This window comes from Enterococcus sp. DIV0008 (genome assembly GCF_050542615.1).
Classification (GTDB): Bacteria; Bacillota; Bacilli; order Lactobacillales; family Enterococcaceae; genus Enterococcus_D; species Enterococcus_D innesii.
This window is the reverse complement of sequence record NZ_CP172937.1, coordinates 1,628,412-1,654,550: the sequence shown is the minus strand read 5'-3', so window position 1 is coordinate 1,654,550 and position 26,139 is coordinate 1,628,412. Positions and strand designations below refer to the sequence as shown.

Genomic DNA, 26,139 nt, shown 5'->3' with positions numbered 1-26,139 from the left:
TTATTGCCCACCTTTTTGCCATACTAATTTTCCATTTACAAATGTATAACTTGTATCCCCATATAACGTCCATCCACCGAAAGGCATATTGACTCCTTTTGATAGGAATTGCTTAGGATCCACGTTATAAGCTGATTCTAAGTCAAAAATTGCGAGATCGGCTTTGTCTCCGACCATCATCGTTCCGGCGCTTAGACCAAAAATTGATGCTGGTTTCACGGTCATCCAATCCACTAATTGCTGTAAGGTAAAGCGTCCTGTTTTTACAAAATGAGTGTACAACAATTGGAAGGCATATTCTGATCCGACGATGCCAAAGGGAGCTTTTAAAAAGCTTTGCATTTTTTCTTCATAACCATGCGGTGCATGATCCGTCGCGATACAGTCGATCGTGCCATCCAGTAGACCTTCGATCAACGCTTCACGGTCTTCTTGCCCACGTAATGGTGGGTTCATTTTCCAAAAGCCTTCATCGGCAGGAATATCTTCATCGATCAGAAGTAAATGGTGGGGAGAAACTTCGGCTGTCACATGAATGCCAGCTTTTTTGGCATCTCGGATCACTCGAACACTTTCTTTCGTAGAGACATGGCAGACATGGTAATGGGCTCCTGTTGCTTCCGCCAAAAGCACATCCCGAGCGATTTGAGATGCTTCCGTTACACTCAAGATCCCTGGCAATCCAAGTTCTTCCGCTTTTTTACCAGCATGCATCACGCCGCCAAAGAGTAAGGAATCATCTTCTGTATGGGCAACCAAAGCCAAGTCATTTTCGGCTGCTTGCTTCATTGCCAGATACATTGTGCCTGCAGTCTGAACACCCACGCCATCGTTCGTCAAGGCGAAAGCGCCAGCAGCTTTCATTCCAGCTGCATCCGTCAATGTTTCACTGCGCAAGTTTTCTGTAATCGGCGCGTATTGTAAGACATTGATTGACGCATCTGCGTTGATTTTTTCGTATACAGCTGTTAATTTTTCTGGTGTATCAGGAACTGGGTCAAGGTTAGGCATTGCGCAAACTGTTGTGAACCCACCACGAGCTGCTGCCCTACTACCCGTTTCAATTGTTTCTTTGTATTCAAAGCCTGGTTCTCTGAAGTGTACATGAACATCCACTAACCCTGGTGTGATCAATTGCTCTTTGGCATCGATGACTTCGTCAAAATCTGTTTCGGGAAATGCTGTACCGATCCCGCGAATGATTCCTTCTTCGATCCAAATTGCTGCAGGAACACAGTGATTGTCTTTTTTGATGATTTTACCGTTTTTAATGAGTGTTTTCATGTAAACTTCCTCCTCTTATTCCTTTTGACTGTTAGGCTTTACCATTTAATACTGCTTCAAGAATCGCCATTCGAACGAAGACGCCATTCGACATCTGTGTAATGATTCGTGAGCGTAAGCTTTCAACTAGCGCATCAGCCAATTCCACATCGCGATTGACCGGCGCTGGGTGCATTATGATCGCATGTTCCTTCATTCTGGCTGCCCGTTCGACGGTCAACCCGTGATTTTTTAAGTATTCTTCTTTGGAAAAGCTTTCCGTTCCATCATGGCGCTCGTGCTGGACACGAAGCATCATCATGACATCAACTTCTTCCACTAATTCATCTAATGGCAGCCAATGACCGTACACTTCAAACTCTTCGTCGTACCATTCTTTCGGTCCTGAAAAGAAAACTTTTGCGCCAAGTCGCTTGAGCATTTGCATGTTTGATTTTGCGACCCGTGAGTGGGTGATGTCACCTACGATGGCGACTTTCAAGTCGTCAAAGTGCCCAAACTCTTCATAGATCGTCATTAGATCCAACAAACATTGTGTTGGGTGTTGGCCGCTGCCGTCCCCGCCATTGATGATACTGCACTGGATCGTTTTGCTTTGGATCAAAGCGTCGTAGTAGTTTTCATCGCCGTGGCGAATGACTGCCACGTCTACGCCCAGAGCTGACATCGTCAAGACCGTGTCATACAAGGTCTCGCCTTTTTGAACAGAACTGGTGGAGGCTTCAAATTCAATGACTTCGATCCCTAGTTTTTTCTCAGCAACATCAAAGCTTTTGTGGGTTCTAGTACTGTTTTCAAAAAAGAGATTTGTTGCGAAATACTGTTCCTTTTGGGGCATCCATTTCGCCCCTCTTTTGAATTCTTGTCCTCTGCGGATGAGTCCCATCACTTCACGGTCCGTCAATGCTTCGACCGTCAAAAGATGCTTTAAGCTGATTCTTTCGGATTGAATAATCATGAATGAATTCCTCCTTTGTTTCTGTTTAAACGATGAGTTGGCACAAGTTATTTTTCTTCGCTGCGAGAGCTGTCAGGTAAAATAAGATTCAAGAAGATTCCTAGGACAGTTGCTAACGCCATTGCAGATAAGGTGAAGGTACCGACCGTGAATACAAGACCGCCGATTCCTACCACAAGGATCACTGACGCAATGATCAAATTCTTCTTACGATCAAAATCGATTTTGTTGTCGATCAAAATTTTCAACCCGCTGGCAGCGATGACGCCAAAGAGCAGGAAGCTGATCCCTGAGATGACTGGACCAGGAATACTTAAAATCAATGCGCTTAGTTTTCCAACGAAGCCTAGTACGATGGCTAGAACTGCTGCACCACCGATGACGAACACGCTATGGACCCGTGTAATTGCTAAAACCCCGATGTTTTCTCCGTAACTTGTCACTGGCGGTCCCCCAACGAGACCGGCTGCGATTTGAGCAAAACCATCGCCTAAGAGTGTTCGGTTCAAGCCCGGCTCTTCAAAGAAGTTCCGCTTCGTTAATTTGTTTAAGACCATCAGATGTCCGATATGTTCTGTCATGGTGACGAAAGCGATCGGTGCCATCGTAGTGATCGCATTTAGATACAGTTTGGGTTCATAATTAATGAAAGGAATTTCGAAACTTGGCAGCCCAAACCAGTTGGCGTCAATGATTGGTTGTACGTCGACGATCCCTGCCGCTAAGGCGATCAAGTATCCGCCAACGATCCCTAGCAGGATCGGGATCAGCCCTAAGAACCCTCGCAAAAACATGTTGAAGAAAATCGTTAATCCCAAGGTAGCCAAAGCTACTAGAATGTACTTGAAATCGTAAACTGAGTCATTGTACATCGCATTTTGGGCGGCGTTGGCGGCTAATCCTAGACCAATCACCATAATCACAGGACCGACAATGATCGGTGGTAAGATCTTATCCAACCAAGCAGCGCCAGCACGTTTGATGATCAGCGAAACGATCACGTAGACCAACCCAGTCGTGATGGCGCCTTGGGCGATGGCTGGGTAGCCGTCTGATTCCATCAGCATTTGCATCGCCGCGATAAACGCAAAGCTGCTGCCTAGATACGCTGGGATTTTCCCTTTCGTTGTGACCAAGTAAACCAATGTCCCAATACCGGAACTTACCAAAGCGATACTGGGGTTGATCCCTACCAAGATCGGTACTAAAACTGTCGCACCGAACATCGTGAAAAGATGTTGTAAACTAAGACCTAACCAAGGCAATGCTTTGGGCCGATCTTTGATGTCTAAAACTGCGTCTGGATTACGAAATTCTTGCTTCTGCATGTTGCTGTCACTCTTCTTCCTAGTCGTTTTCTTTATTGATCATGATCCGGTCAGAACCGTCTGATTCTTCCATCTCAACGATAATTTCTTCACTTAAAGCAGTTGGAATATTCTTCCCGACAAAATCTGCCCGAATCGGCAGTTCCCGATGGCCGCGATCAACTAGAACGGCTAGTGAGATTCGTTTTGGTCGACCAATATCCATGATGGCATCCAAAGCTGCCCGAATCGTCCGTCCGGTAAACAAGACATCATCGATCAAGATCACTTCTTTGCCGTCAATGGCCGTCGGAATGTCTGATGAATGGATCTCTGGATCATCTTCGCTCTTTTTATCATCTCGGTACAAGGTGATGTCCAATTCACCGACAGGTACTTCTACGCCTTCCAATTGTTTTAAACGTTCCGCAATCCGTTGGGCGATATAGATGCCTCTGGTCTTGATTCCTACTAGCACCAAATTATCAATGCCGCGATTTCTTTCAATAATTTCGTAGGTGATCCGTGTTAACGCTCGTTTCATTGTTACTGCATCTACTACTTCTTTCGCTGCCATATGTTGTTCCCTCCTAATTTTGAACATAAAAAAACTCCTACCTGCTTGAGGTAGGAGTCATGTTTTCCGATCGTTGCCTAAAATCCCAATCTGTGGATTTTGGGTACACGTTATCATCCAGTAAGGGTTCGAATCTCCAACGCGGGAGTCGTCTACTTACTCATTCCTTCTTAGCCTCACGGGACTACATTTAAAGGAGCTATTTAGTTGTTACAATTACTATACAGTTCCACCACAAAAAAATCAATCATTTTTTCGTAATTTTTTTAGGGTGTCCTCAAATAGTTCTGGTAATGGGGCTTCAAAGACCATTGACTCACCCGTTGTGGGATGTGTGAAGCCTAAAAGCTTGGCATGTAAAAACTGGCCGTTGCCTTTTAAGGTACGCTTTGGCCCGTAGATTGGGTCACCAGCTAACGGAAACCCGATATATTGCATATGCACTCTAATTTGGTGGGTTCTTCCAGTTTCCAATTGCAATTCCACCAAGGTAAATTGATCAAAGCGTTCCAACACGGTGAAATGAGTCACTGCGGGTTTGCCGTTCTCAATCACCGCCTGCATTTTACGATTGACTTTCGAGCGGCCGATCGGTGCATTGATGGTGCCTTTTTCGTGGCTGATATTGCCATGGACCAAAGCCACATACTTGCGTAACGAGGTTTTGTCTTTCAATTGTTTCGCTAACGACTCATGCGCCTGATCATTTTTGGCAATCATTAACAGACCCGACGTATCTTTGTCGATTCGATGAACGATACCCGGCCGAACAACATCGTTGATCGTCGATAGATCCTCCATATGGTACAACAATGCGTTGACTAAGGTGCCACTCGGATGACCAGCGGATGGATGAACCACCATCCCTTGCGGCTTGTTGATGACTGCCACATCAGCATCTTGATAGACGATCGTTAAAGGAATATTTTCTGGCTCTAAATCTACTACTTCCGGCTCTGGCACTTGGATGACCAAGTGATCGCCTGCTTTTACTTTATAATTAGCCCGGACCGTCTCACCTGCCAAAGTAACGGCATCTTCTTTCAGCCATTGTTGGACTTGTGAACGGCTATGGTCAGGCAAGCGTTCGGCCAACACTTTGTCGACCCGCCCTTTTTCTTCTTTAATGATTACTTCAATTTGCTTTTCCATTTGATTCTCCTTGTTTCCCTTTTGCTACATCATCTACTAGTGCATAAATAAAAATCAAGATTACCCCAAACACTAATGACATATCAGCGATATTGAAAATTGGGAAATTGATAAAATCAAGCTGGAACATGTCCACTACAAAGCCATGCTGCAAGCGATCGATGAAGTTCCCGATAGCGCCACCTAGAACAAACGCCAGTCCGAAACGAAACCATAGGCTGCTGTTTTGGTAGCGAAACAATAGATAAACAACGACGGCAACCGCGATAACGGTGATGATCGCAAAAAAGGTGATTTTTCCTTCTAGAATACTCCAAGCTGCACCCGTATTCTGAAGATAGGTCAGTGACAACACATTGTCGATCAGAGAATGTGTTTCACCTAGTTGATAATTGGCAACGATCCAAATTTTTAGCCATTGATCCAAGCCAATGACAACAGCACTTAACAAAAAAAACAACGCGATCATAAATTTTCCACTCTTTCTTCTTTAAAAATATCTCGTGGACGGATGATGCCCAAGAGATTTCCATTCGGATTTTTATCTTTGGTGATCAATACCGCCTCAAGCAGGGCATTTTTTTGAAACAATTCTTCCACTTCTACGATGGTCGTTTCAGCCGACACGAAACAAAAATTCGACCGTTTCCCATCTCCTGCTAATAATTCATCGGCCGTTCTGCCTGCTAACTTGATTTCACCATGGAGGCTTTCTTTCGCTAACCAGTACCCCAGCATTCGCAAAGTGATCAAGCCCAAAAATCGACCATTATCATAGATTGGAAATTGTGAGTAGCGCTTTTGGGCAACGATTTTCAATAACTCTGGTAATGGCAGGTGCTTTTCAAAACCAGTCACTCGTTTCGCAAAACGCGGCATGACTTTTTCAGGCGCCAGTAGAGATCGTTCAATTTCTTGAATGCGATTGACGACCCATTCACTTGGCTCTGCAATGACAAAGTTCTCACCAATTTTTTCATGAACGATGGCATTGCGCAGCTGAGCCATCTGTAATAGATCATCTTCTGCTCTTCTAACATTGATATTTTTACTTTTTGATAAGCGACGAACCATTTCAGAAAACCCCATATTCCGCGGATTATCCAATTCGTCACGAAGACGCTTTTCGATTCGATTAAAACTGCTCAAAAATTGATCTGCACCACTAGCCATGAGGAACCTCCTTGATAAGATATGCTTTTTTTAAATAAATCAAAACAAAGACAAAATAAGCCACCAAATACACACCAACAAAAAGCAACGAGTAGAGGGAGATGGATAATAAGCCCAAACCCCCTATCATGAGAAAAAGGCTTATATAAAAGCCGATATATATTCTTTTAAGCGCAGGATTCATCACGACCTCCAGCTTGAGCGCTGATTGGCCTTGTGGTAGCTGAAAGGGCTGACTTTCTAAAAAAAACATGCGCACACGAATCGGCGTCTGCTCAGCCAGCGCCAAAAAAATCGTTTGCTGATGATTGATGGCAGCGATTCTTTTTTTCCCTTGCATGATCTCTAAGGGACTGCCCATTCCATAAAAACCAGTCCTCCTAGTTAGTTGTAGCTCCATTGACAAAGATCACCTCAATTGGTTAAGTATACTTGATTATCAAAAGAAAGAAAATAGACTTTTGCTTGCTTCCTTGATTATTATAACAAGAATCCCTACTTTTATCTTCCATCACGTCAAATGAACAAGAAAAAGACGAATGCAGCGTGCATCCGTCCTATCAAATCATCTCTTTACGTTCTTTCGTTTCAAATGCCGCGAATGCCTTCTTTGTTTGTGACCGCTCTTTTAGAAAAGACCGATCGCTTGGCCATCAGAAGTCACGTCCATATTGATGGCGGCAGGTTTCTTCGGTAATCCCGGCATCGTCATCACGGCACCAGTCAAGGCTACAATGAAGCCAGCACCTAGCTTTGGTACGAACTCACGAATGGTCACAGAAAAGCCTTCTGGTGCACCCAGTTGCTTTGGATCATCACTAAAGGAATACTGGGTTTTTGCCATACAGATCGGCAAATGATCCCAGCCTTGCTCTTTAAAGTTTTGCAACTGCGCCTTGGCTTTTGGTGCAAACTCAACCTCAGCCCCGCCATAGATTTCCCGCACGATCAAAGAAGCTTTATCCGCTAAAGGCAAATCGTTCGTATACAAGCGTTGGTAGTTAGCCGGTTTTTCCTCGATCACTTGGACTACCGCTTTTGCGAGATCCGTTCCACCCGCTCCACCATCTGACCAAACAGCTGTCCGAGCGACGGTGACATCGATTCGCTGGCACAAGGCTTCAACTAATTCACGCTCCGCTTCGGTGTCTTGTGAAAATTCATTGAGGGCGACTACCACTGGAATCTGATATTTGCGCATATTTTCAACATGCCGTTTCAAATTACTGAAGCCCCGCTCTAATGCTTCTGTATTCTCAGTCCCTAGATCAGCGACAGCGACACCGCCATGCATCTTCAATGCTCTGATCGTTGCCACAACCACGATCGCATCCGGTGCTTTTGATAGATTTGGTGTTTTGATATCTAAAAATTTCTCTGCACCTAAATCGGCACCAAAACCAGCTTCGGTCACCGTGTATTCGCCTAAGTGCAAAGCTGTCTCGGTTGCGATCACACTATTACACCCATGGGCGATATTCGCAAAAGGCCCGCCATGGATCAGCGCAGGAGTTCCTTCGATTGTTTGGACCAGATTCGGTTTCAGAGCGTCCTTCAGTAGTAAAGCTAAGGCTCCTTGAACCGCCAAATCTTTTGCGTAAATCGGTTGTTTTTCATAAGAATAGCCAATTAAGATCTTTCCTAATCGTTCTTTTAAGTTATCAATGCTCGTTGCCAAACACAAAATCGCCATGATTTCACTTGCGACAGTAATATCAAAACCATCTTCACGAGGAACACCTTGTAATGGACCGCCTAAGCCAACGATCACTTGGCGTAACGCACGATCATTCAAATCGACAACGCGTTTCCATGTAACCCGACGTCCGTCGATCCCTAATTCGTTGCCTTGTTGGATATGATTGTCGATCAACGCAGACAAGGCGTTATTAGCAGCCGTGATCGCATGCATATCACCTGTGAAATGTAAGTTGATGTCTTCCATCGGTAGTACTTGTGCTTTGCCACCGCCAGTGGCGCCGCCTTTGATGCCCATTACTGGTCCTAAAGATGGCTCACGTAAGGCGATGACGGTTTGCTTGCCGATTTGATTTAACGCATCTGCAAGTCCAATGGTCACGGTTGACTTGCCTTCTCCTGCTGGTGTCGGACTGATCGCTGTGACTAAAATCAGCTTACCCAGTGGATTGTTTGCTTTTTCGTTGATTGCCGACCATTCGATTTTTGCTTTATATTTGCCATAAAGTTCCAGGTCATCCCCTGTTAAACCAAGTGGTTCAGCAATTTCAATAATCGGTTTAGGCTTTGATTCTTGTGCAATTTCGATATCTGATTTCATTTTTACCCTCAATTCACGAACTATTTAGCACTTTAAAAAAGGTTTTGTTTGCTATGGTCTTATTATACTTGATTTTATTCAGAAAGAAAGAGAGATTTTTCACACTTTTACAAGAAGTTTCACGGATCCTTTATGTAAACAAAAACAGCGTCTCTCCTAAGGCTGTACCGCCAAAAGGAGTGATCGCTGTTTTCTAGATTCCTATGAATTAGTCGTGGGTTTCGACCTGCACCCTTTTTTCAGGGATTTTTTCTTGAAAAAAAGTTTCTAACCATACCACATCTTTTTTACGTAACGTGAAGGTATACGTTCTTTGATGATCGGTAATGCTTATTAAACGGTTTTCAATTTGCCATTTTTCTATCTCAGACAGAGAGACGATCCTTTTCTTCCATATACGTGCGTAGCGAATCAGTAACACATCATTTCTAATGAGCAGACTCCGGTGGAGCCCCAGCCATACAAAAAAGAAGAAGACGGCTAAAACGAGGTTGCTTTTCCAATAAGGTCTGGTATTTTCTAACGAAAGAATCAAACTGATAAATAATATCATCATAGTGAACGACCAATAAATGATCGCTGTAGCAGCTTCCGGTTGCCAATACAATTTACGCTTCATAAAAGTTCCTCACAACATAAAATTTCTAGTATACTATCTTTATCATATCAAAAAAGGGTGAGACAATGTTAAAAGTTTATCTTGATGCTTCCACGAAAGGCAACCCCGGCCCTAGTGGCGGTGGAATCGTCATTGTCGGTACTGATCTGCATGAACAAATTGCGTTTCCGCTACCTGATTCCACCAACCACCAAGCAGAGTTCGCTGTGATGGTCAACGCGCTGCAGCTGTTGATTAACAAAGGGTTACAGGAACAGACAATTATGCTTTATACCGACAGCAAAGTCGTTGCGCAGACCATCGACAAGAATTATACCAAAAACCCTGCTTTTTCTGATTATTTAACAGAAATTCAATACTTGTTGAAACAGTTCTCTTTAGCGATCATCCAATGGGTCCCTGAGAGTCAAAACAAAGGTGCCGACCATTTGGCCCGCCAAGGATTAGCAAAAGCGATGAAATTAAAGGATCGGAGACAATAACCGAGAGAAGTTTTGTTTGAAGCGCAACCAGTAAGATTGCTTAGCCAAAATTTCATCCGTCAGTAATGTTGATTGTGCCATATCCTCTTCAAAGAAGCCTTTCAACGTTTGCGTGACATCGTGATCGTAGGCGAAGGCATTGACTTCAAAATTCAAGGCATAACTCCGAATGTCTTGATTCGTCGTCCCAAAGGAACTAATGGTATCATCCATCATGACCGTCTTCGCATGGAGGAAACCGTTGTTATAGATGTAGATTTTTGCACCACGGCGATGCAAGTAATTGGCATAATGCTGTGTTGCCCGATAAATGAATGGATGATCCGGCATACATGGAATCATGATTCGGACGTCTACACCTGAGTGGATGGCAATTTCCAATGCATTCATCATACTGTCATCAGGAATCAAATAAGGCGTTTGGATCCAAATCGATTCTTTCGCAGCCAAAATCATTTTCACAAAACCGCCTTTAAGGATTTGGGTCTCTGTTTCTGGACCGTCGGCGACAATTTGCAGATCAACATTTCCAGCAAGCTCTTTCGGTGGCAAAATAAAATAACGATCTTCGTATTCTAGCTGATCCTCTTCCTTTTGCACCGATGCATTCCAATCACGAATAAAAATCTCTTGTAGCGTAAAGCTAGCGGTTCCGACGATTCTTGCGTGGGTATCTCGCCAATAGCCGAACTTGGCCTTTTTGCCAAGATATTGATCACCAACATTAAACCCGCCAGTCCAGCCAATTTGTCCATCGATCACAACGATTTTCCGATGAAGGTGGTAATTTAGCCGTGTGTTACGAATCAGATTTTTCGAGGTGATAAATGGCACGACTTTTCCTCCAGCATCGATCAGCGGTTGGAAGAACTTGCGATTGGCTTTCGGTGAACCCCATGGATCATAGACCAAACGGACTTCCACGCCTTCACGGGCTTTATCGATCAAGATAGACAAGAATTGGCCACCGATCTCATCATTAAAAAATGAATAATACTCCACATGCAGGTTGTCTTCAGCTTGCTTCATATCTTCGAATAATGCTGCAAACTTTTCTTTGCCATCTGTGTAAAATTTCACCTTGTTTCCTTTAGTCAAGGGCGATTCATCTAGGTTCTTAAAATAGCGCTCCAATAAATGATTATCATCTGAGTAAGGATGTTCTGGAAAAGAATAATTGTGCACTTTGATGATTCGATTCAACTCATTGATCCTACTCTGATGATGCTCACTGAATTTATAAATAATTTCTCCATCGATTCCCCGTCCGCAAAACAAGTACAACAAGAACCCAATGCCGGGGATGAATACCAACGTCATCATCCAAGCAAAGACACTTGCAATCGAGCGTGGTTTCCGAAAAACAGTAATAAAAGCAGCAATCGTATTAATAAACAAAAGTGCCAATAAGACCGTGGAAATCATGCTCATATCCATTTTTATCATAGTTTCCTCCTATATCCTGTAACCCTATAATAGGTAACTGTGATCGAAAGCAAGCTTCAATTCATAGTCCCCTAGTGTTTCTTTGATTTTTTGTTTCAGCATTTCTTCGATTTCTTGATCATTATACGCCGATTTTGCGGGAATCACTAAATCAAAAGCCAACAGATCTCCTTTGACCTGAAAATCATGCATCCGTAACTGTGGGTCAACGAAGCGAATGATCTTTGACACTTCTTTTTTTAAATGCCGATACTGCTGATCTTGAATTGGTACTGGATCAAGATGACAGACCAGGTCGACCTTTAAAGATTGGCGAAAATCTTGTTCAATCGCATCAATCACCTCATGCGCTTCTCGTAAAGACCACGTTTCATCCACTTCGATATGCACACTGGCAAAGCGATTTTTCGGTCCATAATTATGAACCAGTAAATCATGGTAACCGAGAATCGTCGGATAGTGATCCAAGCGTTGCTCCATGGCTGCTACTTCTTCTTGGGTTGGGCGTGCCCCTAATAATTCGTTGATAAAGGAACGAATCATTTTGATTCCGCTAATCAAAATATACAAGGCAATCAGACAGCCGACAAAGCCATCGATACGTAGGCCAGTCAGCCACTCGATCGTCGCTGAAAACAAAACCGCCCCTGTTGTATACACATCGTTGAGACTGTCTTGACCACTGGCACTTAGTGTTTGAGAGCCGATCAACTTAGCCAATCTGCGGTACATTGCTCCCTGCCAGACTTTGATCAAAATCGATAAAACCAAAACGATAAACAATAGTGGGGAAAGACGGATACTCGTCGGTTCCATGACGCGTTGCACAGAACTGATGAGAAATTGGCCACCAACAAATGTGATGATCAAAGATACCACAAACCCACTGATGGCTTCAAAACGCTCATGACCATATGGATGTTCACTGTCGGCTGGTTTCGCCGAGATCCGAAAACCGATCAATGTTAAAATAGACGAGGCGGTATCTGAAAGACTGTTGATGGCATCGGCCATAATCGAAACAGATTGTGCAGATAAGCCAATGATAAATTTCCCTGCGAATAATAGGAGGTTGGAAAGCAACCCGAGGCTACCCGCTAACTTCCCGATGGCTGTACGTTCGTAGACACCATTTTTTTTGCTACGATCTAAAAAAAAGTTTAGCAAATCATCACCCTCTCAAAAAACCATCTTTCTTATTTTACCCCGAAGGAATTCAATTAAACAACTATTCGTATCGTTTTTTCGAAAAAAAAGCGAATTCCCTTCAATTATCAAACGCATTTTCAGATAACACGTAGGAAAAAAGGAAAAAGATAACGGAAGGGTCTCCCCCTCCGTCATCTTCGTTCAAAAAAGGAATGTGTTAAAGACCTGCGCTCCTCTTTCATCTATCTTCTCAAACGAAAGAAACTTGCTGCACAGATTCAACCAGTGAGTGTGATTACTTGGCAGCTAACCACGTTGCTGCTGACTCAAGTGCTGCTGCGATTCCTTCAGGATTCTTCCCGCCGGCTTGCGCCATATCAGGACGACCGCCACCGCCGCCACCAACTTTAGGTGCAATCTCTTTGATCAAATCGCCCGCTTTCAATCCTTTTTCATTGGCTGCTTTGTTCATGGCAGCTAAAAGATTCACTTTGCCATCATTCGCGGTAGCTAACACTAAAATATCAGAATGGTCTTTTTGTTTCCATTGGTCAGCTAGTTGACGTAATTGGTTCATGTCCTTTACAGTCACTTTTGCTGTGATCAGACGCAGACCATTTACTTCTTTGACATCTTTGAAAACATCCCCTGCTTGCTGGTTTGCTAACTTGCTGGCAAGAGCTTCGTTTTCTTTTTGTAGTTCACGCAGCTGCGCTTGCAGTTGTTCTGTTTTGGCAACGACTTCTTTTAATTGAGCGGATTTAACGATCCCTGCGATTGCTTTCAATTGCGTCTCTTCTTCATGCAATAGCGTATAGGCCTCTTGACTAGTCACTGCTTCGATCCGACGAACACCAGCACCGATCCCTGATTCAGAAACGATTTTGAAAATACCGATATCCTCCGTATTTGCTACATGGGTTCCCCCACATAATTCGATCGACCAATCGGCAACATTGACGACGCGAACGTCATGCCCATATTTTTCACCAAAGAGTGCCATCGCTCCCATGCCTTTTGCGGTATCGATATCCGTTTCGATCGTCACAACAGGGAGGGCTTCCCAAATTTTTTGGTTAACGATTTGTTCCATTTGGCTCAGCTCTTCGCTGGTCACTTGCCCGAAATGACTAAAGTCAAAGCGCAAATGTCCTGGAGCAACTAATGAACCTGCTTGGTTCGCATGGCTACCTAATACTTCTTTTAACGCTTTATGCAATAAGTGAGTCGCCGTATGATTTTTGATGATCTTATTGCGACGATGCTGATCCACTTGTAAGAAATAGTTCACGCCTTCTTTTAGTGGCGCTTTGATTGTAGCAGTATGCAAGAACTGACCGTTCGGTGCTTTTTTGACATCCGTCACTTCCGCTACAATCGTACCATCTTCTGCTACGATCGTGCCTGTATCCGCAACTTGTCCACCCATTTCTGCGTAAAATGGTGTTTCGGCAAAAATCAGTTTTGCTTCACCTGTCGAAACAGAATCATGTAACGCTTCGTCTTGGATGATCACTAATAATTCGCTGTTTGCTTCAAGTGAATCATAGCCAACGAAACGGCTGTCTACTTTGATATCTGTCAATAAAGCGGATTGTACGCCCATTGAAAGCTCCGTTTGTCGAGCCGCACGAGCACGGGCACGTTGTGCATCCATTTCTTGTTCAAACCCTTGGTGGTCCACTTTCAACCCTTCGTCTTCCGCCACTTCTTCTGTCAATTCAACTGGGAAGCCGTAAGTATCATACAATTTGAAAATATCTTGACCAGCTAACGTATCTTGACCGTCTGCTTTTACTTGGGTGATCACTTGATTTAAAATATCTAACCCTTCATTGATGGTTTCATGGAAACGTTCTTCCTCGTTGCGGATCACTTTTTCAATAAATTCTTGCTGCTCTAATACTTCAGGATAGTAGCTTTCCATGATCTCGCCAACGATCGGTACTAATTTGTATAAGAAGGCAGCATCGATCCCTAATTTTTTCCCATGCATGACTGCACGACGTAATAAACGACGTAAAACATAGCCACGGCCTTCATTTGAAGGCAGTGCCCCATCACCGATCGCAAAAGAAAGCGCGCGGATATGGTCTGCAATCACTTTAAAGGAGATATCTGTCGTTTTGCTGTCGCCGTAGTTCACACGACCGCTTAAATCTGCCACTGCATTGATGATCGGCAGAAACAAGTCTGTTTCAAAATTGGTTGGTGCATTTTGAACGATGGAAACCATTCGTTCCAGCCCCATCCCTGTATCAATGTTTTTATGTGGTAGTGGTTCATAGGAGCCATCTGGTTGATGATTGAATTCTGAAAAGACCAGATTCCAGATTTCCAAATAGCGTTCATTTTCGCCACCAGGATAGTTTTCGGGATCATCTTCCGCTACGTCATTAAACTCAGGACCACGGTCATAGAAAATCTCTGAATCCGGTCCACAGGGGCCTGCACCGATGTCCCAAAAGTTGTCTTCAATCTCAACGATATGCTCTGGTGTTAAGCCGACTTCTTCTGCCCAGATCCGTTTTGCTTCCGTGTCTTTTGGATAAACCGTGACATATAATTTCTCTGGATCAAAAGCCATCCATTCTGGGGAGGTCAAAAACTCCCAGGCCCAATGAATCGCTTCATTCTTAAAGTAATCGCCGATCGAAAAGTTGCCTAACATTTCAAACATCGTATGATGTCTTGCTGTTTTCCCAACGTTTTCGATGTCGTTGGTCCGAATCGATTTTTGCGCATTGGTAATTCTTGGGTTTTCAGGAACAACACTGCCATCAAAATATTTTTTTAGCGTTGCCACCCCTGAATTGATCCATAATAGGGTTGGATCGTTGACTGGGACAAGGGACGCACTTGGTTCAATTGAATGACTTTTTGATTGAAAGAAGTCCAAAAACATTTGGCGTACTTCTGCACTGGATAATTGTTTCACGTTATTCTCCTACTTTCTTCTGTGTTCGCTTAAGATACAGGGGCTGACAAAATTGCTGGTAAGGCGCTCTTATGCCTGTCGAGACATTTTGACGATAAAAAAACACCATTGCAGAGCAAGGACGTCGATACGCGGTACCACCTTGCTTGCAATGATGTGACTCATTACCTCTTAGACTCGTTAACGCGGAGTGGACGGCAACATTTCTGCTACAGTTGAGCACCAAAGGGAGCAATCCGTCCGAATTCATGTTTTTCTCTCAGCAATGAAAAACTTTCTGTAATGAATCATCAAACCGACCATATCCTTCGTCATTCAAAGTATAAGGAAATGTTTTGAAAAAGTCAATCCTCAAATCCGGTCTTTATTGATTAGGATCCCTTTGCGGTAACGATAGTTCTGGGGAGAAAGCTTTTGATCGGGCTGCAACATTTTCCGTGAACGGTAATAACTGGCATACGGCAATGCATCGAATAAGGGATGACCACAAATTTGCCAATTCTCCATTTTTAAAGACAAGCCATCTGTCAGCTCCCACGCATCCGCAAGCCCATAGGTGCAGCCAAATAAATTCGGTTCAAGCAATTCAGCGGTTGACAAAGAGACGCCATCATCGCAGGGCTTTTCATTGCCCCAGCGAAAAAGTCGCCGAGTCGCAGCACCGCAAACGTATTCCCATTGATCCTCTGATAGCAACTGAAAGCCTTGTTTATCTAACTGCTGTTTCAATTCTGTTTGACTGACGGATTCGTGGGTAAATAACTGATAGGTTTCCGTTAACGGCTCGAGTGCAGCAAAATAGCGATTCTCTTCGTGATAAAAAGCGGGTAATTCCCAACGCAAGCTTTCCTCAAAGGACGCTGGTGCTGTGAATTGTGCCTTTAGCTCTTTTTCGAAAACACTGAATTGATCGACTAACCCGTGAAACTCCCCAGTGATCGTATTCAGCTGCCCGATATACCTTGCGCCAGCAGGCAGCGCACTTTTTTGGACTAGCATGGGATCAATCACAGCTTTGCGCAAAGGGCTCGTAGACTCATTGACAAAAATCCCCCAATCTTGGCTGGTTTCTAATTCATAGATGGTTTCCAGCTGGTGAATGATCTCGTTGGGTGCTGACTGCCAATTTTTACTCCAGCAAGTAGCCGGTAACCCTTGCACACCGAGATCCCAACCTAAGATCGCCTCAGAGTTCCCTGGTATAAAGACAAAGTCTTCGCCATCGATCGTTAATTCAAAGGTAGCACATTTCAACCCTGCATACGTCAATTGACTAAAATGGACATCGGTGATCTCCTTTAAAGGACTGACAAAATACATTAAAATTTGCTGGATCAGCTGTTCTTTGATTTCAAAGGACAGTGTCTTCCAATTTGACCATTGTAACGCCTCAAAAAAATCCACGTCATTTCTCCTCTCATCTGCTACAATTACTATATAACGAGTATACCACGAAAAAGGAGGAAAACGACTGATGCTTTATTTTGGACGCAGTCCGTGGATGCTACAAGCGGTTTTTGCCCTGCGGCAAGCCGTTTTTGTGGAAGAACAGCACATCCCTATAGAATGGGAATTTGATGAAAAAGACCAAACCTGCCCATACTTTCTTTGGCTAGATGGACGCATCCCGATCGCGACCATTCGCTATCAATTCTCTTCACCGAACACTCTGCAACCTGATCGCTTTTGCGTAGCCAAGGCCTATCGGCACCAAGGATACGGCACCAAATTATTGCATTATCTCGAAATGCGTGGTATCCAAGAGGGTGCCCTCCAATCAGTGTTATCCGCAGAGATCGACGCTTGTGCGTTTTATGAATCCTGTGGGTATCAAAAAACGTCCGAGCCCTATACTGAAGATGGTGTATTGTGTGTAGAAATGACCAAACAATTAAAAACAGCAGTCAAGTAAGAGAACACCCCTTACATGACTGCTGTTTTGGTAACCATTAACTATTCGAATTTTTCTTGTTTTTGCGGGCCGTCCGAGTCGTTTGACGGCGTTCGATCTTCCGTTTTTCTTTGTTCTTCTTATCAACAGCCCATTGAATTTTTTTCTTGTAGCCAGGCTTGATTTTTTTCTTCTTCTTCTTGACTAGGCCAATCAAGGTTGGGTCTAATTCATCACGAGATTTTTCCCGCTTTTGTCGACGATTCCGATCGTAAGTCGCAACGATCTCGCCATTTTTGATTTCCTTCGGTTGGAAAACAACCCCTAGATCTTCGATGGCTTGGATTGCCCCTTCATCACTTGGATCATATAACGTAATCGCGGTCCCATCCATTTGGTTTCGACCTGTCCGACCAACACGATGGATAAAGAAATCCAAATCAGCTGGAATCTCAGCATTGATGACATGAGACACCCCTTCAATATCAATCCCTCGCGCCGCTAAATCTGTTGCGACCACATATTGGTAGTCCAAATTTTGCACTTGGCGCATGATCCGTTTTCTTTCACGAGGGCTGATGTCGCCGTGGATCTTCGCCACTTTTAAACCTTGCTCCTTTAAGTAATCCGTAATTTCATCCACACGGCTCTTCGTGTTGGCAAAAACGATGGCAAGATAGGGATGGCCTGTAGTCAATAATTGGTAGATCAATTTATTGGTATTTTTCCCTTTGGTAGAAATCAACCAATTCTCGATCGTATCAGAGATGACTGCTTTCGATTTGATTTCTTCGATCAATGGATTGGCCATGTATTTTTTCAAGAATGGGCGCAATTTCTCTGGAATCGTTGCGGAGAAAACCAGCATTTGTAGTTTCTCAGGCAAACGCCCCGCAATTTGATCGACTTCTTCTAAAAAGCCCATATCCAAGGTCATGTCTGCTTCATCCACGACAAATACATTGGCAGTGTGAACCCCTAACGCTTGTTCGTTGATCATATCCAAGATACGACCAGGTGTCCCAATCACGACATGGGGCTGTTGGTTTTGCAGACGGCTTAATTGACGTTGCTTATCCGTTCCTCCGACGAAATTTGACACTCGAATTTCAGGATCATGAAATCCGCCGATTTGTTTTGCGGCGTGATAGATTTGCGTGGCTAATTCACGACTCGGTGCAGTGATCACTACTTGCACTTCATCTTTTTCGGCATCGATTTTATCCATCAATGGCAGTAAAAATGTGTGGGTCTTACCACTTCCGGTCTGTGATTGCCCTACAACACTGCGGCCTTTTTGGATAACAGGTATCAGTTTTTCTTGCACTTCTGTTGGTTTAGAGAACTTTTTATCAGCAAGTGCTTCATAAATAAATGGTTGAAATTTAAATGACTCAAAAGACATTCAAACACCTTCTTTCTTTTAGCATCCTTTGGATTATAGCATATGTTGCCTTGTTTTCCTAACTTTCTTTTGTAATCGATTGAGGATCGATCGTACTGATAGTATACGTTGCACTGCGGCGTTCATAGAAAAAGCGGCTTTCTTTTTTTATTGCTGCCCACAAGAGATTCAAGTAAAAGCCAAACTGGATCAACCCAAAAATAACTACCATCAACAAACTAACGACTAAAAGCAGCATATTATCCGACTCAAGAAACGGTGCGAAAAAGATATTGACCCGACTGATGCTGGCATAAATCAGATAAAACAAGCCATAGCGTTTCAATAAAGCCCCCAAGCTAACACGCTCACGACCTTCTTGCATGATTTTGATCCGTACGAGTTTTTTTCCAATCGTTTGTCCTTTAGCAAGATAAGCCAACAACACAAAGTACAGCAACACTTCAAGAGCAAAGTACCAATAGTCCCCACTAAAGTCTCGTACCGTCTGTTGAGTGAGCAAACGAACAGCGATCACCACAAGGAAACTGATCACATTCAGTATTCCCCAGTCGATCAACCAAGCAACCACCCTTCGTGTCACGGTTACCCGAGTACCCTTGGCGTAAGAGTCGGCGTCCATTTCTTCTCTTGATGGCAATAAGAACGTAAAAAGTGGGGCGATCGTCCAGCCCACAAGCCCTCCGACTGTATTGACAAAGAGATCATTGACATCGAATAAACGATACGGACGAGGATAGATAAAATACAGTCCCGTCAACTGCGTTAATTCAAAAAACAACGTCAGACAAAAGGTCATCGCCAGTGTTTTAAAAAAAGAACACTTGAAGTAATAACGTAAGTAAACCCCGAATGGCAAGGTCAACAATAAATTAAAGAGAGGTTCTAAAAAGACCCCTTGTTTCATAGCGGGAAGATAGGTTTGTGGATCGTGAATGTTTAAGACGGTCTGTTGGACAAAATGTTGCCACGATGCCCCTAACTGCAATTCCATCTTAGGGCCAGTCATCTGCGCTACCTCTTCGATCGAGGGCAATGGCAGGATAACTAAGAAATAGGCGCACAATAAATAGAAGACAAACGAATACAGAACCAGTGCGCGTGACAAGATAAAACGACCGTATTTTCGGTATTGGATAACAAAAAAAATCATTGATATCGCCAATGCTAGGAAAGGAAAAACCAGCAGGGCAACTTTTATTGGGGTAATATAAGCGGACATAAAGAACTCCTTCACGTTTTCTTTTTATCTTACACGCTATTTCCCAAAACGTAAATTTTGGAGTATCATAAAAGAAAAGGAGGTTAAAAAACCATGTTAAATCCCTATTTTGCCTTTGGCGTACCGGCATTCCTTTTGGTTTTATATGTAGCTTTTGCTCTTTTTCGCCGGTCTTCCGATATACCCTACTTAGGATTTGTTCTATTCATCATTGCTGGTTTTCTGACTGGATTTAGTTTACAAGTCATTCAACAAGCCATCAATGAAGTGGCTAAAACATCTTTTCAGCACGTACAAGATACCCATCTTTACTCACCTTACTTATTAGCGATTCCATTGATTGTGGGGATTCTTTTACTTATAGTTAACTTGGTTCGCGGCTATCTAAAAGTCAAAAAAGTGCGCCTGCAGTCAAAATAAAAGCAGCCTACCTTGTGATACGAAGCAATCTGCTCCCCTTGCTTGAGGAATGAAATTGCTTCGTATTTTTTTGGTAAGCTGCCTAGATTGTTAAACCCCTTCTAAAGATCCAACCGCCACTCCCGTAGTAAAACAGTTTATCAACCACAAAAAGCGTTTATTCGTCGGCTAGTCCTTCATCCGGGTCTGTCTCTGACGTATCAGCAAAAGATTCTTTTACATCATCATTGACTTGTTCCAACAAATACTGCCAGTCACTATTTGATACAACCACAACATCGATATTTTTTTCTTCATCGATCAGCTCCAGATTCGAAACATCCTCTCCTAACTGCTGGAATAGGTCAATCAATGTTTGGTCTTGTAGCGTTACGTATTCAGTCCGTTTCATTCTTCTTCCCCCCATGAATCAAAAAATTCATAAAACAAGATATCGAAACTAGTAAGATCGGTCATCTTTTGCAAAGTAGATAAATCTAAACGAATAAACGCTTTTTCCACTAATAAATAATGGTTTTCTTCCAACGCTTCTTCGATAAATGGTAAAATCTCTTCCTCGTTCCCTAATGTCTCACTAGAGATTTGGTCGATTTGATCAAATAAGCGATCATCTTGTAACAAAAAGAATTGATCGTCGTAAAGATAGACTGCGATTTGATATTGCCGGATGGGTAGCTCAGCCTGAATGACAAAAAAACATTCCCCTGAATTGGAAATTGCTGGCAATAGTTCATTCGGTTGTAATGCCTGTTGGTAGTACATTTCCATCCCTCCTTTGTACTTACTATTATAAAGAACAACGGAAGAAAAAGGAAATAATCGAATTTTCGTTTAAAAAACTCTAAACAAAGCTATACATCCCATTCTGTATAAAATTCTTGCAAGAAATCTTTCATAAAAGCCACACGTCGCTGGGCTTCTTTTTTGCCATACGCCGTGGTCATCTTTTCGGGAAGCAAAAATAGTTTTTCATAAAAATGATTGATCACCGTGGTTCCTTTACGGTAATCCTGATGATCTTGAAACGTCTTTGGTGCTAAGTTACTGTCATGGATCGGGTGTTGATGACTGCCACCAAAATAGCTCGTTCGTAAAATACCGATCGCACCTAAAGCATCGAGACGATCTGCATCACGGACCACACGTCCTTCTACTGAAGCTACCTGTGCCCCTTGTAAAAGTTCTTTTGAAAAAGATAGATTCTCAATAATAGAAAAAATTTCTTTCGTTTGTGCTTCACTGGCTCTCGCTGCGGTCAAACAAGCTCGCACCTCGGTATACGCCGCTGTGACATCCGCTACAACTTTATCATCCACTGTATCGTGTAAGTAGGCTGCTGCCTGAACGACAAAGGTATCAACCGTTAATTTGTCGGCATCGATGATGGCTTGACTTAATCCCGCCACTCGTTTGACATGATCATACCCATGTCCTGTGTGATCGTTCCCCAGTATACTCTTGGCATAAGCAATTACTTTGCTAAGATCTGCCGCATTGTTTTCCTTGTTCATCTTTCTCCTTCTTTCGATACGAAAGCAGCTAACCTGCCTTTTTTCAATTGATGATAGCGCGAAAACGAAAAGAAGTTCAACAAAACGAGCTCCCACTAAACAGTTGAGGAGGCAACGCCTTGCGAAGCTTCTTTCCACTTGTTACTTTTAAGCGAAATCTTGCGTCTCGCTGATTTTATAGACACTAAAATAGATCTTACGTAAATAGTCTAATAGGTATTGAGGATTCAATAATTCATCCGTTGCATCTAAAATCAATTCATTTGGTTTCTTTGATGCGCCATATTGATGAATATTTTCAGTCAACCATTTACGAATCGGTGAATAATCATCTGAAGCCAAGACTTCATCGACATTGATTTCTTTTTCCATCGCATGAAGTAATTGTGCTGCATACATATACCCTAGAGCATAGGATGGGAAATACCCGAAGCTTGAACCTGACCAATGAACGTCTTGTAGGATCCCTTCAAGGTCATTTTCTGGTCGAATCCCTAAATATTCCTCGTATTTGTCATTCCAGATTTTCGGTAGTTCATCGATCGATACGGTTTCGTTAAAGATCATTTTTTCGATCTCGTAACGAATAATGATATGGATCACGTAGGTCAAACTGTCAGCTTCAATACGGATCAAGCTAGCTTTTGAGTGTTTTAAAGAGTCATAGAAAGTGTCAAAAGACACATCATCAAACGTGCCTTCCGCACATTCTTGGAAAAACGGGTATTGCTTTGCCCAAAAATTGCGGTTGCTGCCGATAATGATCTCATTAAACAGCGATTGGGATTCGTGGATCCCCATTGACGCCCCTTCATGGACCGGTGTTCCTTCGTATTTTTCGTCAATGTTTTGCTCATACATTCCATGACCGGCTTCATGAATCACACCGAACAGTCCCATTGAAAAGTCGTTTTCACTCCAACGGGTGGTCAAGCGCACATCGTTGTGGTTGATCCCAGTGGCAAATGGGTGGACCGTATTATCCAAACGACCACGAGAAAAGTCATAGCCTAAGTCGGCAATCACTTTTGAGATAAATTTGCGTTGTTGCGCTTCGGTCATCTTACGTGAGAGGATCGAAGTATCTGGCGCTGTTCCTTTTTCAGCCAATTGACGACGAATATCCATGATGCCGTCTCTCACTTGCGAGAAAACATTATCCAAGATCTCAACCGTCATATTCGGCTCGTATTGATTTAACAGCACATCGTAATTCGTTCGCTCATTTTTTTTCCAATAAGGAATCAATTCTTTCGTCAAGCGAATGTTTTCAGAAAGTGCGTCTTTAAATAAAGAAAAATCTTTTTCTTTGCGGGCTTTCAACCAAGCAGTATGTGCTTTTGACGTAGCTGCTGAAGCGGCCATCGCTAACTCATTGGGCACATCTTTTTGCAATTCATACTCTTCTTTGACTAATTGATACGCCGCTTTCCCTACTTCAGATAATTCTTCTGGGTGCTTTCCAAAATAGCTGATCGCTTCTTGGATTGGTTCCCCAACTTTTTTGTCAAAATAGAGACCATATAAATAGCTGTCAACTTCCGCCCGGTAATCACTGGCTTTTTCTGGCATCCCCGTTTGGTTATCCCAGCCTAGGATCCCCATTGCTTGTTGTAATAGATCGATTTCTTTTAATTCTTTCAGAAATTCTTGTTCTTTCATTCAGCAGACTCCTTTTTGCGTGGCGGACGTTGTCCCCAGTATTGGAAGAGATCGGTACGAATCGCACCGTTGTATAATTTGCGTTTTTTCGTTGCTTTCTCACCATAATGCGTCTCGAAGGTCAAATCACTAGTTAAAAAGTACTTGCTCCAGGTTTTAAGGGGCCGAAACACTTGGCCCATTTCTTGATACAATCGTTGAACAGATTCTTCTTCCCCTAAGCGTTCACCATAAGGAGGGTTAGCCACAACGACACCATATTCTTTTTCTGTTTTAAAGTCCTTAACGGCTTGTTGTTTGAAGGTGATCGAGTCTCCTAGACCGATTTCTTCTGCATTTCGGCGGGCGCTCTCAATCATTCGACCATTGATATCTGAGCCAGTAATATCCAATTCGACATCATAGTCTGCCGCTTCATCTGCTTCTTTTCTTACTTTTTCAAAGACTTCTGCTGGGAACCAATCCCACGTTTCACATACGAATTCCCGATTAAATCCAGGGGCGATATTATGGCCGATCAAAGCTGCTTCAATACATAAGGTCCCTGATCCGCAAACAGGATCGACAAAAGGCTTGTCTTTGTACCAATTTGTCAGCATCACTAAAGCCGCAGCCATGTTTTCTTTCAGAGGTGCGCCCCCTTTTTCTAAACGATAGCCGCGTTTAAACAAACTAGGGCCAGTCGTATCCAATGTGATCATCGCATGGTCTTTCAATAAAGCGACTTCTAATTGGAAAAAAGCGCCCGTTTCAGTCAGAGGCACACTTGCCGGACGATGGTATACTTCTCTTAAGCGATTGACGATTGCTTTTTTGGTAATCGCTTGACAATCAGGCACACTAAACAGTTTTGATTTGATTGACTTTCCGGCTACTGGGAATTCAGCATCTAAAGGTAAAAAGTCTTCCCACGGTAACGCTTTAACTTCTTCAAACAACTGATCGAAAGTCAATACGTCAAATTCTCCGACGACGATTTTGATCCGATCTGCTGTACGGAGCCACAAATTCGCGGTAGCAATGGTCTCCATTGTCCCTTTAAAGCGCGCTCGGCCGTTTTCAACCTCACACTCGATCCCTAAATCCCGTAATTCTTTGCCCACAAGTGCTTCTAAACCGCTCGCAGCGGTGGCAATACAATTAAATGTTTTTTCAGTCATAACGCTCTCCTTCTTGATATAAAAAAACCTTCCGTTGCTGGAAGGATTCCCTGATAGGTTGTGATTTTCTATAAGCCATGTTTTGTCCGTATTTTCCTCAGGGAGAAGAAAACACTGGGTAATTATCTATCTGCAATTACTTGCCTTCTTGCTCCGTTCATTTCCGTGCAAAAAGTGCCCCTACCATTGTTTGGGTTGCTCGCTCGAGGGGTTTACCGCGTTCCACCAAGACGGTTTCCCGGCTTGCTTCGTCACTGTGGCACTTTCAAGGATACTTTGGCATAGCTTGCACCTTAGCCATTTTTCCTGCCGTTACTTTCTCAAGTACCCTAGCTTATGGTTTCGCTAGGCACGAACACTACAAGCGTCTCAGCTTGTGCGAGCATGGACTTTCCTCAGCATAATCGAGTTATGCCGCAATTACCCGAAAACCACAACTATCTTTGCTAAATTAGAATTGACGGGTTTTTTCGTTATCATCTTCAAAATCAGCATTTGTATAATTGCTGTTGTATGAAGAAGAACGAGTGACAGGTTCTGATTCACGATCAAGCTTTTTGCCAAAAACTTCTTTTTCAAGATTCGACAAACGTTTTAAAATATCAAAGTTTGTGACTGTTTGGCTTTTCGGTGCTTCTTGTTGAACACGAGAAGCGATTGCTTGGTTTTTCGACAATTGATCGATTTTCGCTGTCAGACGATCATTTTCTTCTTGCAGGGCTAAGATCTCTTTATTGTAGCTTTCGTAGTCTTTAATGATATTATCTAAAAACTCGTCCACTTCCACTGGATCGTATCCACGCATTTTTGTTTTGAATTCTTGTTGCAGAATATCTTTTGGACTATAAATTAAATTTGCCATTATTTACACCTCATTGTTTATTCCAAATGGTTTTCACTTTCTAGACCATTCTAACAAAAAATACACGAAAATCAAAGTAAATTACTATCAAATGTTGCGTTTTGTAAATCATCCATTGTTATTTGATGAATAAAGTAGGGATTTTGCTCACTATAGGCTTTGGCATCTCTTAAGAAATAATTAGGTTTTCCTGGAAATTCATCATCATATAACACGAGCGCACCTTCGGTATGTTCAAGCAAAAACGCGGTGTGATTTCTTAATTGACTAGGATCTTGGTAAGGCTTATGGCTGGTGGCATTGACATAATCGGCAAATGACTTCGCTGTTTGCAGTGCCTGCTGATTTGTTTCGTTCCAATTTTCACCAAATCCTTCAAAGGGAAAAATGATTCCTAGTTTCAGTTCGGGGTATGTTTGTTTCAATTGTTCTGTGACTTCTGCGCACCATAGCTCTGCCCCAAGATTTCCGCTGATCAAGACCCACTCCAAGCCTTCTTCCAAATAATTTGTCAAGGCCGACATTATTACTTTCTTAATAACTGCAATCTTGGGATCTTTTGCTTGAAAGACACCTAATTCATAATTACGATAGCCAGTAAAGTATAAGGTTTTCATTGTTT

General features: G+C 42.9%; 26 protein-coding genes and 1 other RNA gene. 3 read left to right on the top strand and 24 right to left on the bottom strand.

The genetic code is table 11. The annotated features are described in order from the left end of the window. The 10 genes from IGI84_RS07920 to IGI84_RS07875 all read right to left on the bottom strand — a co-directional run bounded on the left by IGI84_RS07920 (position 1) and on the right by IGI84_RS07875 (position 9,369). Positions 1 to 1,284, bottom strand: a complete 1,284-nt coding sequence (locus tag IGI84_RS07920; protein ID WP_430600947.1) for a dihydroorotase — start codon at positions 1,282 to 1,284, stop codon at positions 1 to 3. A 31-nt stretch (positions 1,285 to 1,315) separates the two neighbouring features. Further along, a complete protein-coding gene (locus tag IGI84_RS07915; RefSeq protein WP_096742686.1) occupies positions 1,316 to 2,242 on the bottom strand; it encodes an aspartate carbamoyltransferase catalytic subunit in 927 nt (308 codons plus the stop codon). 47 nt (positions 2,243 to 2,289) lie between these two features. Next, a complete protein-coding gene (locus IGI84_RS07910) occupies positions 2,290 to 3,570 on the bottom strand; it encodes a solute carrier family 23 protein (protein WP_081118672.1) in 1,281 nt (426 codons plus the stop codon). A 19-nt stretch (positions 3,571 to 3,589) separates the two neighbouring features. Further along, positions 3,590 to 4,126 carry a bifunctional pyr operon transcriptional regulator/uracil phosphoribosyltransferase PyrR gene (pyrR, locus tag IGI84_RS07905; RefSeq protein ID WP_077453394.1) on the bottom strand — a complete coding sequence of 179 codons (537 nt, stop codon included), beginning with the start codon at positions 4,124 to 4,126 and terminating at the stop codon, positions 3,590 to 3,592. Between the two features lie 243 nt (positions 4,127 to 4,369). Next, positions 4,370 to 5,278, bottom strand: coding sequence for an RluA family pseudouridine synthase (locus IGI84_RS07900; protein WP_077453395.1), 909 nt, complete (start codon positions 5,276 to 5,278; stop codon positions 4,370 to 4,372). Further along, positions 5,262 to 5,747: a signal peptidase II gene (gene lspA, locus IGI84_RS07895; RefSeq protein WP_200124424.1), complete on the bottom strand. Its 486-nt coding sequence runs from the start codon at positions 5,745 to 5,747 to the stop codon at positions 5,262 to 5,264. Before lspA ends, IGI84_RS07900 begins: the two co-directional genes overlap by 17 nt. Next, entirely contained in the window at positions 5,744 to 6,451 is a 708-nt protein-coding gene (locus IGI84_RS07890; RefSeq protein ID WP_430600946.1) for a CBS domain-containing protein, read from the bottom strand. The genes lspA and IGI84_RS07890 overlap by 4 nt, the downstream gene beginning before the upstream one ends. Next, positions 6,444 to 6,851, bottom strand: a complete 408-nt coding sequence (locus IGI84_RS07885; RefSeq protein WP_142424861.1) for a hypothetical protein — start codon at positions 6,849 to 6,851, stop codon at positions 6,444 to 6,446. Before IGI84_RS07885 ends, IGI84_RS07890 begins: the two co-directional genes overlap by 8 nt. A 228-nt stretch (positions 6,852 to 7,079) precedes the next feature. After that, on the bottom strand, positions 7,080 to 8,750 hold the full coding sequence (locus IGI84_RS07880) for a formate--tetrahydrofolate ligase (RefSeq protein ID WP_200124422.1): 1,671 nt from the start codon (positions 8,748 to 8,750) through the stop codon (positions 7,080 to 7,082). 208 nt (positions 8,751 to 8,958) lie between these two features. Next, positions 8,959 to 9,369 (bottom strand): EbsA family protein, encoded by a 411-nt coding sequence (locus tag IGI84_RS07875; RefSeq protein ID WP_077453400.1) that lies wholly within the window; start codon positions 9,367 to 9,369, stop codon positions 8,959 to 8,961. Between the two features lie 65 nt (positions 9,370 to 9,434). Between IGI84_RS07875 and IGI84_RS07870 the strand changes: the two genes are divergently transcribed. Further along, on the top strand, positions 9,435 to 9,851 hold the full coding sequence (locus IGI84_RS07870) for a ribonuclease HI family protein (RefSeq protein WP_086292405.1): 417 nt from the start codon (positions 9,435 to 9,437) through the stop codon (positions 9,849 to 9,851). Here IGI84_RS07870 and cls read toward each other — a convergent pair. The 4 genes from cls to IGI84_RS07850 all read right to left on the bottom strand — a co-directional run bounded on the left by cls (position 9,831) and on the right by IGI84_RS07850 (position 16,788). Continuing rightward, positions 9,831 to 11,297, bottom strand: coding sequence for a cardiolipin synthase (gene cls / locus IGI84_RS07865; protein WP_081118676.1), 1,467 nt, complete (start codon positions 11,295 to 11,297; stop codon positions 9,831 to 9,833). The two genes, IGI84_RS07870 and cls, sit on opposite strands and share 21 nt — an antisense overlap. A 24-nt stretch (positions 11,298 to 11,321) precedes the next feature. Then, positions 11,322 to 12,464, bottom strand: coding sequence for a cation diffusion facilitator family transporter (locus IGI84_RS07860; RefSeq protein ID WP_200124420.1), 1,143 nt, complete (start codon positions 12,462 to 12,464; stop codon positions 11,322 to 11,324). Positions 12,465 to 12,741: 277 nt separating this feature from the next. Then, positions 12,742 to 15,384: an alanine--tRNA ligase gene (alaS, locus tag IGI84_RS07855; protein ID WP_200124418.1), complete on the bottom strand. Its 2,643-nt coding sequence runs from the start codon at positions 15,382 to 15,384 to the stop codon at positions 12,742 to 12,744. 351 nt (positions 15,385 to 15,735) lie between these two features. Next, positions 15,736 to 16,788, bottom strand: a complete 1,053-nt coding sequence (locus IGI84_RS07850) for a DUF7278 family profilin-like fold-containing protein (RefSeq protein ID WP_200124416.1) — start codon at positions 16,786 to 16,788, stop codon at positions 15,736 to 15,738. A 70-nt stretch (positions 16,789 to 16,858) separates the two neighbouring features. On the opposite strand from IGI84_RS07850, the gene IGI84_RS07845 reads away from it, so the two are divergent. Then, positions 16,859 to 17,296, top strand: a complete 438-nt coding sequence (locus IGI84_RS07845) for a GNAT family N-acetyltransferase (protein ID WP_200124414.1) — start codon at positions 16,859 to 16,861, stop codon at positions 17,294 to 17,296. Positions 17,297 to 17,333: 37 nt separating this feature from the next. Here IGI84_RS07845 and IGI84_RS07840 read toward each other — a convergent pair whose 3' ends face one another. Both IGI84_RS07840 and IGI84_RS07835 read right to left on the bottom strand, forming a co-directional pair. Further along, positions 17,334 to 18,680, bottom strand: coding sequence for a DEAD/DEAH box helicase (locus IGI84_RS07840; RefSeq protein WP_005226134.1), 1,347 nt, complete (start codon positions 18,678 to 18,680; stop codon positions 17,334 to 17,336). A gap of 58 nt (positions 18,681 to 18,738) precedes the next feature. Next, on the bottom strand, positions 18,739 to 19,902 hold the full coding sequence (locus IGI84_RS07835) for a VanZ family protein (RefSeq protein WP_081118681.1): 1,164 nt from the start codon (positions 19,900 to 19,902) through the stop codon (positions 18,739 to 18,741). Between the two features lie 93 nt (positions 19,903 to 19,995). On the opposite strand from IGI84_RS07835, the gene IGI84_RS07830 reads away from it, so the two are divergent. Continuing rightward, complete coding sequence (locus tag IGI84_RS07830) at positions 19,996 to 20,322, top strand: hypothetical protein (RefSeq protein ID WP_081118682.1); 327 nt, start codon at positions 19,996 to 19,998, stop codon at positions 20,320 to 20,322. A gap of 157 nt (positions 20,323 to 20,479) precedes the next feature. Here the strand turns inward: IGI84_RS07830 and IGI84_RS07825 are convergent, their stop codons facing one another. The 8 genes from IGI84_RS07825 to IGI84_RS07790 all read right to left on the bottom strand — a co-directional run bounded on the left by IGI84_RS07825 (position 20,480) and on the right by IGI84_RS07790 (position 26,134). Next, entirely contained in the window at positions 20,480 to 20,713 is a 234-nt protein-coding gene (locus tag IGI84_RS07825; RefSeq protein WP_081118683.1) for a hypothetical protein, read from the bottom strand. Then, entirely contained in the window at positions 20,710 to 21,090 is a 381-nt protein-coding gene (locus IGI84_RS07820) for a hypothetical protein (RefSeq protein WP_430600945.1), read from the bottom strand. The genes IGI84_RS07825 and IGI84_RS07820 overlap by 4 nt, the downstream gene beginning before the upstream one ends. Positions 21,091 to 21,173: 83 nt before the next feature. Further along, a complete protein-coding gene (locus tag IGI84_RS07815; RefSeq protein WP_081118685.1) occupies positions 21,174 to 21,833 on the bottom strand; it encodes an HD domain-containing protein in 660 nt (219 codons plus the stop codon). A gap of 147 nt (positions 21,834 to 21,980) precedes the next feature. Next, entirely contained in the window at positions 21,981 to 23,495 is a 1,515-nt protein-coding gene (locus IGI84_RS07810; RefSeq protein ID WP_081118686.1) for a carboxypeptidase M32, read from the bottom strand. After that, a complete protein-coding gene (locus tag IGI84_RS07805; RefSeq protein WP_081118687.1) occupies positions 23,492 to 24,655 on the bottom strand; it encodes a THUMP domain-containing class I SAM-dependent RNA methyltransferase in 1,164 nt (387 codons plus the stop codon). The genes IGI84_RS07810 and IGI84_RS07805 overlap by 4 nt, the downstream gene beginning before the upstream one ends. Before the next feature lie 66 nt (positions 24,656 to 24,721). Then, positions 24,722 to 25,087, bottom strand: an RNA gene (gene rnpB, locus IGI84_RS07800) — RNase P RNA component class B. Positions 25,088 to 25,106: 19 nt separating this feature from the next. Then, a complete protein-coding gene (gene gpsB / locus IGI84_RS07795) occupies positions 25,107 to 25,517 on the bottom strand; it encodes a cell division regulator GpsB (RefSeq protein WP_005226142.1) in 411 nt (136 codons plus the stop codon). A 71-nt stretch (positions 25,518 to 25,588) separates the two neighbouring features. Next, positions 25,589 to 26,134 carry a DUF1273 domain-containing protein gene (locus tag IGI84_RS07790; protein ID WP_077453483.1) on the bottom strand — a complete coding sequence of 182 codons (546 nt, stop codon included), beginning with the start codon at positions 26,132 to 26,134 and terminating at the stop codon, positions 25,589 to 25,591. Positions 26,135 to 26,139: the final 5 nt, after the last annotated feature.

Coding starts and splice junctions, on each gene's coding strand:
- IGI84_RS07920 (WP_430600947.1), bottom strand. CDS start 1,284: ATGAAAACACTCATTAAAAACGGTAAAATCATCAAAAAAGACAATCAC.
- IGI84_RS07915 (WP_096742686.1), bottom strand. CDS start 2,242: ATGATTATTCAATCCGAAAGAATCAGCTTAAAGCATCTTTTGACGGTC.
- IGI84_RS07910 (WP_081118672.1), bottom strand. CDS start 3,570: ATGCAGAAGCAAGAATTTCGTAATCCAGACGCAGTTTTAGACATCAAA.
- pyrR (WP_077453394.1), bottom strand. CDS start 4,126: ATGGCAGCGAAAGAAGTAGTAGATGCAGTAACAATGAAACGAGCGTTA.
- IGI84_RS07900 (WP_077453395.1), bottom strand. CDS start 5,278: ATGGAAAAGCAAATTGAAGTAATCATTAAAGAAGAAAAAGGGCGGGTC.
- lspA (WP_200124424.1), bottom strand. CDS start 5,747: ATGATCGCGTTGTTTTTTTTGTTAAGTGCTGTTGTCATTGGCTTGGAT.
- IGI84_RS07890 (WP_430600946.1), bottom strand. CDS start 6,451: ATGGCTAGTGGTGCAGATCAATTTTTGAGCAGTTTTAATCGAATCGAA.
- IGI84_RS07885 (WP_142424861.1), bottom strand. CDS start 6,851: ATGGAGCTACAACTAACTAGGAGGACTGGTTTTTATGGAATGGGCAGT.
- IGI84_RS07880 (WP_200124422.1), bottom strand. CDS start 8,750: ATGAAATCAGATATCGAAATTGCACAAGAATCAAAGCCTAAACCGATT.
- IGI84_RS07875 (WP_077453400.1), bottom strand. CDS start 9,369: ATGAAGCGTAAATTGTATTGGCAACCGGAAGCTGCTACAGCGATCATT.
- IGI84_RS07870 (WP_086292405.1), top strand. CDS start 9,435: ATGTTAAAAGTTTATCTTGATGCTTCCACGAAAGGCAACCCCGGCCCT.
- cls (WP_081118676.1), bottom strand. CDS start 11,297: ATGATAAAAATGGATATGAGCATGATTTCCACGGTCTTATTGGCACTT.
- IGI84_RS07845 (WP_200124414.1), top strand. CDS start 16,859: ATGCTTTATTTTGGACGCAGTCCGTGGATGCTACAAGCGGTTTTTGCC.
- IGI84_RS07840 (WP_005226134.1), bottom strand. CDS start 18,680: ATGTCTTTTGAGTCATTTAAATTTCAACCATTTATTTATGAAGCACTT.
- IGI84_RS07835 (WP_081118681.1), bottom strand. CDS start 19,902: ATGTCCGCTTATATTACCCCAATAAAAGTTGCCCTGCTGGTTTTTCCT.
- IGI84_RS07830 (WP_081118682.1), top strand. CDS start 19,996: ATGTTAAATCCCTATTTTGCCTTTGGCGTACCGGCATTCCTTTTGGTT.
- IGI84_RS07825 (WP_081118683.1), bottom strand. CDS start 20,713: ATGAAACGGACTGAATACGTAACGCTACAAGACCAAACATTGATTGAC.
- IGI84_RS07820 (WP_430600945.1), bottom strand. CDS start 21,090: ATGGAAATGTACTACCAACAGGCATTACAACCGAATGAACTATTGCCA.
- IGI84_RS07815 (WP_081118685.1), bottom strand. CDS start 21,833: ATGAACAAGGAAAACAATGCGGCAGATCTTAGCAAAGTAATTGCTTAT.
- IGI84_RS07810 (WP_081118686.1), bottom strand. CDS start 23,495: ATGAAAGAACAAGAATTTCTGAAAGAATTAAAAGAAATCGATCTATTA.
- IGI84_RS07805 (WP_081118687.1), bottom strand. CDS start 24,655: ATGACTGAAAAAACATTTAATTGTATTGCCACCGCTGCGAGCGGTTTA.
- gpsB (WP_005226142.1), bottom strand. CDS start 25,517: ATGGCAAATTTAATTTATAGTCCAAAAGATATTCTGCAACAAGAATTC.
- IGI84_RS07790 (WP_077453483.1), bottom strand. CDS start 26,134: ATGAAAACCTTATACTTTACTGGCTATCGTAATTATGAATTAGGTGTC.